The sequence below is a fragment of the Xenorhabdus sp. NBAII XenSa04 genome, assembly GCF_963866145.1.
Classification (GTDB): Bacteria; Pseudomonadota; Gammaproteobacteria; order Enterobacterales; family Enterobacteriaceae; genus Xenorhabdus; species Xenorhabdus indica.
On record NZ_CAWMEB010000448.1, the window covers coordinates 21,617 to 33,181 of the forward strand.

Annotated in this window: 10 protein-coding genes, 1 other RNA gene and 2 pseudogenes; 9 read left to right on the plus strand and 4 right to left on the minus strand. The window is 40.7% G+C overall.

Annotated elements, in window-relative coordinates; translation table 11 throughout:
* Window positions 1–49: 49 nt before the first annotated feature.
* On the minus strand, window positions 50–1,252 hold the full coding sequence (locus AAC147_RS19495) for an alpha/beta hydrolase (RefSeq protein ID WP_047684053.1): 1,203 nt from the start codon (window positions 1,250–1,252) through the stop codon (window positions 50–52).
* A gap of 349 nt (window positions 1,253–1,601) precedes the next feature.
* Here AAC147_RS19495 and ung point away from each other — a divergent pair, with 349 nt between their 5' ends.
* On the plus strand, window positions 1,602–2,282 hold the full coding sequence (gene ung / locus AAC147_RS19500; RefSeq protein ID WP_047684055.1) for a uracil-DNA glycosylase: 681 nt from the start codon (window positions 1,602–1,604) through the stop codon (window positions 2,280–2,282).
* A gap of 64 nt (window positions 2,283–2,346) precedes the next feature.
* On the opposite strand, the gene grpE is transcribed toward ung, so the two are convergent.
* On the minus strand, window positions 2,347–2,928 hold the full coding sequence (grpE, locus tag AAC147_RS19505) for a nucleotide exchange factor GrpE (RefSeq protein ID WP_047684057.1): 582 nt from the start codon (window positions 2,926–2,928) through the stop codon (window positions 2,347–2,349).
* A 124-nt stretch (window positions 2,929–3,052) separates the two neighbouring features.
* Between grpE and nadK the strand changes: the two genes are divergently transcribed.
* From nadK to bamE, 3 genes are all read left to right on the plus strand, one after another.
* Entirely contained in the window at window positions 3,053–3,931 is an 879-nt protein-coding gene (gene nadK, locus AAC147_RS19510) for an NAD(+) kinase (RefSeq protein WP_187650104.1), read from the plus strand.
* 149 nt (window positions 3,932–4,080) lie between these two features.
* Window positions 4,081–5,754 carry a DNA repair protein RecN gene (gene recN / locus AAC147_RS19515; protein ID WP_047684063.1) on the plus strand — a complete coding sequence of 558 codons (1,674 nt, stop codon included), beginning with the start codon at window positions 4,081–4,083 and terminating at the stop codon, window positions 5,752–5,754.
* A gap of 201 nt (window positions 5,755–5,955) precedes the next feature.
* The gene (gene bamE / locus AAC147_RS19520; protein ID WP_047684066.1) at window positions 5,956–6,300 is read left to right on the plus strand and encodes an outer membrane protein assembly factor BamE; all 345 of its coding nucleotides are present in this window, start codon (window positions 5,956–5,958) and stop codon (window positions 6,298–6,300) included.
* 60 nt (window positions 6,301–6,360) lie between these two features.
* On the opposite strand, the gene AAC147_RS19525 is transcribed toward bamE, so the two are convergent.
* Window positions 6,361–6,654, minus strand: coding sequence for an RnfH family protein (locus AAC147_RS19525; protein ID WP_047684068.1), 294 nt, complete (start codon window positions 6,652–6,654; stop codon window positions 6,361–6,363).
* Complete coding sequence (locus AAC147_RS19530) at window positions 6,647–7,081, minus strand: type II toxin-antitoxin system RatA family toxin (protein WP_047684070.1); 435 nt, start codon at window positions 7,079–7,081, stop codon at window positions 6,647–6,649. The genes AAC147_RS19525 and AAC147_RS19530 overlap by 8 nt, the downstream gene beginning before the upstream one ends.
* A gap of 157 nt (window positions 7,082–7,238) precedes the next feature.
* Here AAC147_RS19530 and smpB point away from each other — a divergent pair, with 157 nt between their 5' ends.
* The 5 genes and pseudogenes from smpB to AAC147_RS19555 form a co-directional block, all read left to right on the plus strand.
* Window positions 7,239–7,721 (plus strand): SsrA-binding protein SmpB, encoded by a 483-nt coding sequence (gene smpB / locus AAC147_RS19535; protein ID WP_038259640.1) that lies wholly within the window; start codon window positions 7,239–7,241, stop codon window positions 7,719–7,721.
* A 50-nt stretch (window positions 7,722–7,771) separates the two neighbouring features.
* Window positions 7,772–8,135, plus strand: a transfer-messenger RNA (tmRNA) gene (ssrA, locus tag AAC147_RS19540).
* A gap of 165 nt (window positions 8,136–8,300) precedes the next feature.
* The gene (locus tag AAC147_RS19545) at window positions 8,301–9,530 is read left to right on the plus strand and encodes an integrase domain-containing protein (protein ID WP_047684078.1); all 1,230 of its coding nucleotides are present in this window, start codon (window positions 8,301–8,303) and stop codon (window positions 9,528–9,530) included.
* Between the two features lie 180 nt (window positions 9,531–9,710).
* Window positions 9,711–10,736 (plus strand): annotated as a pseudogene (locus AAC147_RS19550) (recombinase family protein); the annotation flags it as partial.
* Window positions 10,726–11,547: pseudogene (locus AAC147_RS19555) on the plus strand (ParB/RepB/Spo0J family partition protein); the annotation flags it as partial. The pseudogenes AAC147_RS19550 and AAC147_RS19555, both read left to right, overlap by 11 nt.
* Between the last annotated feature and the right edge of the window lie 18 nt (window positions 11,548–11,565).

The following is an 11,565-nucleotide window of genomic DNA, read 5'->3' on the forward strand; positions in this document are numbered from 1 at the left end:
GCTATTTGCCCGCTTTTTCATTGATAAAAGACAAGAAAGTGGCCACATATCATGTGAGATACCTACTTGAATGGGTATGAACTGAATAATATTGCTTAACCTTTTGTGCATTTAATTCCTGCTGTGAATCAAATTGACAACAAGGTTCATCAAACAAAGTATTCAGTTCATTTTCACTCATATCCACCGTCCAAGTTTGCAATGACAATTTTTCGTTATAATGAACAACATTATCGTTTATATCATTACTCATGGCAGCCATCATCATACTTTCCTTGCTATCCCCTTTACTCTGCCAGGGCTTATGAATAACCAGTAATTCCTGTATGGCCTCCAAAAAATGAGCTCTGAATGAATGTAACGTATAACTGTAGTTCACAATTGTATCGACTATATTGTCTTCTGGTTCGTATTCATTCTCAAGCAGAATCTGGTTTCCCATTGGCTGAGGAAGTGGCAACGTTTTTTGTAAATTATCCAGCCAATCATTCTCAACAACATAATTTCGGATTAACCCCTTGTTTGCCATTTCACGAGCTACTTGTGGTGACCAGCCCATTCGTTTCAAAGTCCAATCTGAAACACCGGCAGAATTAAAGATAACAGCAGGCTTTCCTGTTGTCAGAGCAGCCATTGATGCCAGCCCCCCTCCCAGTGAATGACCGGTAAAAATCACATTCTCACCAAATGCCTTTAATGCCGCCTGTGACAACGCTACTGCCTGATTATATTGTTTTTCATTGTACCCAAGCCCCTGACGAATACTTGCCATAAAATCCTTTATTTCATTTGAGCCTGCAATTGACACAATATATAGTCCCTTATAATGATAGATCCCTGCCTGAAATCCCGTCGAAGTGTCATCCAGAATATCAGGATCAATACCCGCCTTTATGAGTTCATCATCTGACATGCGTACATAGTCACCAATGCCAAAACTATTTCTGCGGTATGAGTCACGGGTAACCTGCACCAACGCATAGTCGATAAATTGTGAATCTTTTCCTGCAATATCATTAGCCTTTAACTCAGGCGTTGCCATAACTTTGCTTTGAGAAGCATTGACCAATGATTGGTAAAGTAAATCGGTTTGTTTCGTATTTTCTGAAAATGAAGTTATTGATAAGGAAAGATGTTCATTTTTGGCTAGAAGTTTGCTGCCAGAAGATGGTAACTGAAGAGTTTCCTGATTTCCCTGTACAGGAGATAATCCTAACTGACTCAAAAAATTGGTATTTATTGCCAAAGCCATAAGATACTCCTACCTATTTTAAGTTAGACATAACAGACTGACCTAGATCTTCTTATCGGCAGGATTATTAACATTTTTATATCAAATTTAATTTTTAATTAACAATATAAAGTAATTACCCTATATGACACTTAATAAACAAACGTAATAATTTAATGTTGGTTTGATGAGGTCTCAAAAAGTTGAACAGACAAGAATTACAATTTACTCGCTCGTAAACTTACAATAAATCCATAAAACAGTATTTTCTTCTATCAATTCGCTTAAGTTGAACCGCAGAGGGTTCCCCTGCGCTAAGGGAATCGGTAAGCTTAAGCCCATCTGATAATCATATAAAACGGGATCCGCTATGTCCGTACCTCTCACATGGCACGATGTCATCGGTAATGAAAAGACACAACCCTATTTCGTTGATACATTGGCTTATGTCGCCAATGAACGTAAAGCAGGCAAAACAATCTATCCACCACAGCCGGATGTTTTCAATGCATTTCGCTATACTGAACTGGCTGATGTAAAAGTGGTTATTTTGGGGCAAGATCCTTATCATGGCCCAAATCAAGCGCATGGACTGGCTTTTTCAGTCCAGCCGGGTATTCCTGCACCACCTTCTCTCGTCAACATGTACAAAGAACTGGAATCTGATATTGAAGGATTTCATCCCCCCAATCATGGCTGCCTGCTTAGTTGGGCAAAACAGGGGGTATTACTGCTTAATACCGTGCTGACGGTTGAACGAGGAAATGCCCATTCCCATGCTAATCTGGGTTGGGAAACATTCACTGATAGGGTAATTGCAGCAATCAATGAACACCGACACGGTGTCATTTTCCTGCTTTGGGGTTCTCACGCTCAGAAAAAAGGCCGTATTATTGATACCCAGCGCCACCATGTTCTGAAAGCACCACATCCTTCCCCATTATCAGCACACCGTGGGTTCTTAGGTTGCAAACACTTTTCCCAAGCTAACCAGTTGCTTGAAACTCAAGGATTGCCTTCAATTGATTGGAATCCAGTATTGCCTGAATAACCCTCTCATACCTACAAAAATGCCGCCTCTATCGGCGGCATTGCAATCATAGAATCCATATCTCTTACTTAGAAACGGCAACCATAGCAGGACGCAGCAGACGTCCATTCAGGGTATAGCCTTTCTGCATTACCAACATTACCTGATTTGGTTCATGTTGATCAGATTCCATCATAGTCATCGCCTGATGCACCTCTGGATTGAAAGGAACATGAGTATCACTGACAACTTCAATGCCAAATTTACCCACTGCATCAATAAATGATTTCAGTGTCAGTTCAATACCTTCAATCATTGGTGCCAAAGTCTCATTGGTACGATCTGCCGCGTCTAAAGCACGCTCCAGATTATCGATCACTGGCAGAAGTTCATTGGCAAATCTTTCCAATGCGAATTTATGCGCCTTTTCTACATCCTGCTCAGCGCGACGACGAATATTATCCACTTCAGCACGAGCACGCAAAACCGCATCACGCTCACGAGATTGAGCCTGTTTCAGTTCCTCTTCCAACTCGGCAACACGCGGGTCAACAACATTTTCAGTCTCTGGCGCGTCTGCCTTTTCTGCATCTTTTTGTTGCTCAAATACATTTTCTGTATTTTCTGAGACTTGCTCGTCAGGTACTTTTTGGTCTTTACTACTCATGAATATCTCCGCGTATTTTGTATTATTTTCGCCACTCCCGCTTATTATGGGGATCAAAACGAGGGATTCAAGGGAACACATCATATTGTGAGGGCAAAACCATATGCTGCAGGAAATAACAGCAATAAATAATGAATTCAAATGCATCGGTATTGTCGGTCGGCCACGTCATCCTGAAGCACTAACCACCCATGAAATGCTGTATCACTGGCTGGTATCTAAAGGTTACTGTGTAATTGTGGATAGACAAGTTGCAAAAGATATTAACTTACAAGGCGCTCAGACCGGAGGACTAACCGAAATTGGCAAAATGGCCGATTTGGTGATTGTCGTTGGTGGTGACGGAAATATGCTAGGAGCCGCCAGAGTATTGGCACGCTATGATATTAAAGTCATTGGTATTAACCGTGGTAACTTAGGCTTTCTGACGGATCTAGATCCCGATAATGCCCTGCAACAACTTTCTGAAGTTCTCAATGGAGAATATCGGGATGAAAAACGCTTTTTACTGGAAGCACAAGTCACGAAAAAAGGTCAGAAACCACGGCACAGTACAGCACTGAATGAGGTCGTTTTGCACCCTGGAAAAGTTGCCCATATGATCGATTTTGAAGTTTATATTGATGAGCGATTTGCATTTTCTCAACGCTCAGATGGCTTAATCATAGCAACACCTACCGGCTCTACAGCCTATTCTCTATCAGCCGGTGGGCCAATTCTGACACCAAACCTGGATGCTATTGTGTTGGTTCCCATGTTTCCACACACGCTTTCTGCTCGTCCTCTTGTCATCAGTAGCGGAAGTAGCATTCGTCTGAAATTTGCCCAAAACAGCAGTGATTACGAAGTCAGTTGCGATAGCCAGATTGTCTTACCAATCCAGGATGGTGAAGAAGTTATCATTAAACGCAGTGAATATAACCTGCATTTAATCCACCCGAAAGATTATAACTACTTCAATACACTAAGTACTAAACTAGGCTGGTCGAAAAAAATGTTCTAAAAACCCAGCTTTCCTACTTTACTGTATAAAAAACCAGTTTATACTGTATGGAAGAACAGACATGTTTTTATACACAGGAACATGAACTTATATCATGAACTCATTATAAAAACATGGTCTTAAGTATAGGAAAAGGTAGGAGGAGCACGATGTTGGCTCAATTGACCATCAGTAATTTTGCCATTGTTCGCGAACTTGAAATTGATTTTCGCTCAGGAATGACAACTATCACAGGAGAAACCGGGGCAGGTAAATCAATTGCAATTGATGCACTGGGTTTATGCCTCGGTAATCGTGGCGAAGCGAATATGGTTCGTACTGGCGCTCCTCGTACTGACATTTGTGCCCGCTTTTTGCTGTCCGATGCTCCTTCTGCCCGTAAATGGCTAGAAACGCATCAGCTCGACGGTAGTTTTGATGATGATAATGAGTGCCTGCTACGGCGTACTATTACCGCAGACGGCCGCTCCCGTGGTTTTATCAATGGTACTGCGGTTCCCCTTTCCCAACTTCGTGAATTAGGTTCACACTTGATTCAAATCCACGGGCAACATGCCCATCAGTTGCTTTTAGAAAATCGCCATCAAAAACATTTACTGGATATCTATGCCGGCGAATTTGTGTTGCAGAATGAAATGAAGCAGGCATATCAGCAATGGAGACAAAGCTGTCAGTCACTTGCCCAATTCCAACAACAAGCACTTGAGCGTCGCTCTCGACAGCAACTACTGGAATATCATCTGAAAGAACTGAATGAACTTGCGCCTCAAGCTGGTGAATATCAAGAGCAGGACAGCGAATATAAGCGCCTGGCAAATTGCGGTCAGTTTTTGTCTGCCAGCCAAAATATTCTCCAGATATTAAGTGACAATGATGAACAAAATATCGTTAGCCTTCTCAGTTACGCACGAAATGAACTGACTGACCTTGCCAGTATGGATCATAAACTCAGTGGATCACTCAACATGCTGGAAGAAGCTGCTATCCAAATCAGTGAAGTCAGTGATGAATTGCGTCATTACAGAGATCAACTGGAATTAGATCCTAACCGCCTGTTTGAATTAGAACAAAAAATATCGCAACAAATCAGTATAGCGCGTAAGCATTATGTCTCTCCGGAAGAACTACCAGCTTTACACCAGCAGCTTCTGGAAGAACAACACCAACTTTCACAGCAAGAAGATGATTGTGCTCATCTCAGTGAACTTGTTAGTTTACACTATCAACAAACACTCAACGTTGCAGAAAAACTGCATCAGGTCCGCCAACAGTACGCCCTTGAATTAAGCCATCTTATCACCAACAGTATGCACCAGCTTTCCATGCCTCATGGGCGTTTCACCATTGATGTTATATTCGAACCTGAACATTTAAATATTGATGGAGCCAGCAAGGTGGAATTTAACGTTACAACTAACCCTGGGCAGCCCCATCAAGCACTGGCGAAAGTGGCTTCAGGTGGTGAGCTTTCTCGTATTGCTCTGGCTATTCAGGTTATTACCGCTAAAAAAACGGAAACTCCTGCATTAATTTTCGACGAAGTTGATGTTGGTATCAGTGGCCCAACAGCAATGATTGTAGGCAGGCTTCTTCGTGAATTAGGTGAATCAACCCAGGTTATGTGTGTTACACATTTACCGCAAGTTGCAGGATGTGGTCACCAACACTTTTACGTCAGCAAACAAACTGACGGAGAAGAAACAGAAACCCGAATGCAGCTATTGGACAAAAAATCCCGTCTTCAGGAGCTTGCCCGTCTCCTGGCAGGAAGTGAAGTTACAAAAAACACGTTGGCTAATGCAAAAGAACTATTAGAGGCATAAATTAAATACCCTATGGATTTCAAGATGCAGTCAATAAAGCTGTAACTTGAAAGACGACGTGTATACAACTTTTTTGTATGCTTGAAGTCATATATTTTACAGATTTCAAAATTAAAGATATAGGTAAATGGCATAAAGGTTTTCAAACTCTATAATGTTTATTATTATCGACGGCCTGACTCCTAAAGGAATGTAATTACTATGCGCTGTAAATTGTTGACTGCCGCTACTGTATCGTTGGTTATGCTAACTGCGGGTTGCTCCATGTTTGAGCGAGTTGTTTATCGTCCTGATATTAATCAAGGGAATTACCTGACATCGGCTGAGGTATCAAAAATTCATAAAGGGATGACCCAACAGCAAGTTACTTACACTTTGGGAACACCAATGCTGACAGACCCATTTGGGAGCCAAACCTGGTACTACATCTTCCGTCAGCAACCTGGTCATGCGAAAGTAAAACAAGAGACACTGACACTCATTTTTGATAGCAATGGTGTTTTAACTGATATCAAAAATGAAAAAACTTTACCTCAAAATGGATAAAGTATGCGATTTTACTTATGCGCCAGATAGTTATTTGGCGCATAAGTAACAAATGGATGTTTATTGAGCACTATTTTTCGCTCGTTCAGCCCGTTTACGCCGCATTTCTTTTGGATCCGCAATAAGGGGACGATAAATTTCTACACGATCCCCTTCTTCCAACGTATCTGTTAACTTAGCCGGACGGCTATAAATACCGATTTTATTCTTAGCCAAATCGATATCACTACGTAATGCTAAAATACCTGATTCCACAATTGCCAGTTCGACAGTTGCACCTTCAGGTAATTTTACCTTACGCAGATACTGCCGTTCAGGTAAAGCATAGATAACTTCGATATTGATATCAGGCACTATAAACCTCTCGTGCACGTTGGGTAAAAGCTTGAACCATATTACCGGTTAGCTCTTTAAAAACCTTACCGAAAGCTAACTCAATCAACTTATTAGTAAATTCAAAATCGAGATGTAACTCAATCTTACAGGCATCCTCACTAAGCGGTGTAAAATGCCATCCGCCCATTAGCTTGCGGAAAGGGCCATCAACCAACTGCATATTGATACTTTTATTATCAAATAACGTATTTCGCGTCACAAACGTCTTACTAATCCCCGCCTTGGAGACATCAACAGAAGCCGTCATCTCATTATCACTGCTACTTATGACACGGCTACCCACACATCCCGGCAAAAAATCCGGATAAGATTTCACGTCATTGATCAATTTATACATTTGTTCCACGCTGTAAGGAACTAACGCAGAGCGACTAATCTGTGGCATATCATTTCCTGTAAAACGTAACAGCGCCGAATAGTATCACTTTAATGTGGTTAAATAAAAACCCGACGAGATTTAGAGCAATAAATGTCCACTTATCGTTAAATATCATGCAGAATAGATTTCTTTCATTAACGCTTACAGTATAATACAACGCATTATGACAAAGAAAAAAGCACACAAACCCGGTTCGGCAACTATTGCCATGAATAAGCGAGCCCGTCACGAATACTTTATTGAAGAAGAATTCGAAGCCGGTTTATCACTACAAGGTTGGGAAGTTAAATCGCTGCGCGCTGGTAAAGCAAATATCAGTGAGAGTTATGTTTTGCTCAAAGATGGTGATGCTTATCTTTTTGGAGCCACGATCACGCCATTGAATGTCGCCTCTTCCCATGTGGTCTGTGATCCCACACGGTCACGTAAGCTATTACTTAACAAGCGCGAACTTGATTCCTTGTACGGACGGATTAATCGCGAAGGTTATACTATCGTTGCACTTTCCCTTTATTGGAAAAACGCTTGGTGCAAAATCAAAATTGGCGTTGCAAAAGGTAAAAAAGCGCACGATAAACGTTCAGACATTAAAGAACGTGAGTGGAAATTAGACAAAGCACGAATTATGAAGAATGCAGGGCGTTAATCACTAGCATTATTCCCCAGTATTCTGATATACTTGCGTTTAACATACTTGGGGCTGATTCTGGATTCGACGGGATTCGCGAAACCCAAGGTGCATGCCGAGGGGCGGTTGGCCTCGTAAAAAGCCGCAAAACAATAGTCGCAAACGACGAAAACTACGCACTGGCAGCTTAATAACCTGCGCAGAGCCCTCTCTCCCTAGCCTCCGCTCTTAGGACGGGGATCAAGAGAGGTCAAACCCAAAAGAGATCGCGTGGATGCCTTGCTTGGGGTTGAAGCGTTAAATTCAATCAGGCTAGTTTGTTAGTGGCGTGTCTGTCCGCAGCTGGCAAGCGAATGTAAAGACTAGACTAAGCATGTAGTACCAAGGATGTAGGAATTTCGGACGCGGGTTCAACTCCCGCCAGCTCCACCAATTTTTAGTTGTTTGAAGTACAATGAAGTCTACTAAGCCCGCACAGCACAAGCTTTGCGGGCTTTTTTGCGTCTATGGTAGTCTATCGAGAATTGCTAGAAACTACTCGTTATGGCACCCTTTTTGGGACCCAACATAAAGGGTCCAAAACTTGAGGGTCCCAAAATGGCAAAAATCGCTAAGAAGCTTACTGACACTGAAATCAAAAGCACCAAACCTGCCGAGAAAGAGGTTAACCTTTTTGACGGCGATGGTTTGCTCCTGCGTATCGCTCCCTTGGCGAAGGGAGGGAAGAAAAATTGGTATTTCAGATATGCAGTGCCTGTGACCAAAAAGCGAACTAAGGTGAGCTTAGGAACCTACCCTCACCTTACACTTGCGAAGGCACGAGCTTTACGTGATGAATACTTGTCGTTGCTTGCAAATGGTATAGACCCACAAGTTCATAACACCCAGAAAGCCAATGCCCTGAAAGATGCCACGGAACATACATTTCAAGCAGTAGCCAAGAAGTGGCTTGATGAGAAAGTCAAAACGTCAGGCATCTCCCAGGATCATGCTAACGACATCTGGCGAAGCCTAGAGAGAAATATCTTTCCCACGTTGGGTGATACCCCCATTAAGGAGATTCGCCCTAAAATGCTTAAACAGCATTTAGAACCCATAGAAAAACGAGGTGTCCTTGAAACACTTCGCCGCATCATATCCCGCCTGAATGAAATTTTCCGCTATGCAGCAACAGAAGAACTCATAGAATTCAACCCGGCAGACAACCTGGGGCAACGGTTCAGCAAGCCAAAAAAACAGAATATGCCAGCATTACCCCCTTCCGAACTCCCTCGCTTCCTAGTTGCTCTAAACAATGCTTCTATCCGTTTGGAAACAAGGCTACTGATTGAGTGGCAACTTCTCACATGGGTTCGCCCAGGTGAAGCTGTTCGCACAAGATGGTCAGATATTGATATTGAAACCGGCATGTGGAACATCCCGGCGGAGTTTATGAAAATGAAGAAGCCTCACAAAGTTCCACTGAGCAAAGAAGCTTTGCGAGTCTTGGATTCAATGAAAGCCATCAGCGGGCATAGAGAGTGGGTTTTCCCCAGTATCAAAGCTCCACTCAATCACATGCATGAACAAACAGCTAATGCGGCCATAATCCGTATGGGTTTCGGAGGTGAGCTTGTAGCTCACGGTATGCGATCAATCGCTAGAACGGCTGCTGAGGAGTCTGGCAAATTTAGGACTGATGTCTTAGAAGCCGCCCTTGCCCACTCGAAGAAAGATGAAATAATTGCAGCCTACAATCGTGCAGAGTATCTCACAGAACGGGTGGTTCTCATGCAATGGTGGAGTGACTATGTTTCGTCTCAAAAATACAAAGTTATTGCCGCATAACTCTCCCATGATGGGTTAACTATCTTGATTTAGTTAAAGAATTAATAATCACACTATTAACCTATGTGGACTAAGCATAGCCATTTACGAATGGGTACCTTGAGGCCACATAACGAAAGCTGTCGGTCATATCAGCTAAATAATTCACATCTCTTCTCGATTATCATACACCTCGAAGATTTACTAAATGAAAATGGCATAGCTAAAGAAATATTGAGCTTCCGCAAAAGAAAGAGTATTCAAACAGATAGGGTAATATTAATTCCGGGACCAAAAAATGAGATAAAAATTGTAAATAGAATCTATGATCTCTTTATAGATGATAACATGCCAGAATTCATTATTGCTGAGAGATTAAATGAACAGAATATACCTGCAGAAAATGGAACATTATGGACTCGTGCAAAAATACATCAAATCTTGACAAATGAAAAATATATTGGAAACAACATATATAACAAAACTTCATCTAAACTAAAAAGTAGGCTTGTAAAAAATCCCAAAAATGAATGGGTTAGATGTGACAAGGCATATAAACCCATTATTTCAAAGAAAAAATATAATAAAGCTCAAGAAATAATTCAGCTCCGATCCATACATTTGACTAATGAAGAGCTTTTAGAAAAGCTAAAACAAAAATTAGAATCTAATGGAAAACTATCAGGCTTTATCATTGATGAAGATGATACAGGCCCTTCATCTTCTGTTTACAGAACCCGATTTGGTGGTCTTTTAAGAGCATATACTTTGATTGGTTATAAGCCAGAACATGATTACAGCTATATCCAAATAAATGAAGCACTAAGATCATTTTACTCAGGCATAATTGAGGATTTTAAGGGGGAAATTTTAAAAAGTAACTGCTATATAGACGAATATAAATATGCCCCAATGCTTTACATCAATGATGAGCTTTTAATTTCCGTCCTTATTACTAAATGCATACATATGAAATCAGGTAAACTTAGATGGAAAGTCCGGTTTGATAACTCACAGAAAGCAGACATAACAATTGTTATACGAATGGATTCACAAAATATTTCACCACTTGATTTTTATATCATACCAAAGATTGAAAACGAATATAGTAAAATGTGCATGACGGAAACAAACAACATTCGATTAGATCTCTATAGATTTGATAATCTGGATAAACTTCTACAAATTATTACTCGCATGAAAGTGAGGGAACTATATGCTGCCTGAAACAAATGAATTCCCAATAATTCAAATTGAGATTGCAAAAATAAAATTTCTTAACCCACGAACTAGAAATAAGGTAGTGCATGAAGAAATTAAGGAAAGCATAAAAAAAAGAGGATTAAGCAAGCCTATAAGCGCAAGAGCGATTGATGAAGACGATTTCAAATATGCTTTAATTTGTGGTCAAGGGAGAATAGAGTCTCTCGTTGCATTAGGTGAAACCATTATTCCAGCAATTATAAGAGATGTATCAGAAGAAGATGCTTACGTTATGAGTTTGGTTGAAAACATTGCAAGGAGGAGACCACGTTCCAATGAGTTATTACAGGTAATAAAAGATATGAAAATCAGAGGACTTTCAGACTCCGAAATAAGTGAGATTACTGGGTATTCATCGAACTGGGTGAGCAGTATAAATATGCTTCTTGATAAGGGAGAGCATAAACTTCTCTCTGCAGTCGAACGGGGGAATTTGCCTCTGTATCTCGCAGTGCAATTTGCAAGATGTGAAACTGAAGAAGCACAAGATATTCTTACCGAAGCATATGATAAAAAATTAATCAAAAGCCGGGACATTATAAAGATAAAACACATTCTAAATCAGCGAACAATTGGGAATAAAGGTGCAAAAGCAGCCGGGTTTTATTATCACAAACCATCAAAAAGAATGACTGCTGAGGAGTTAATTGAGCTTTATGAAAATAGTATCGCTGAACATAAATCTGTTTATAACAACTCTAAATTTATAAAAACTAATTTGCTGATAGTAAATGAGATTTTTAACATCATAATGATGAATAAAAGCTTTCAAAATAAATAAGCTTTCAAAATA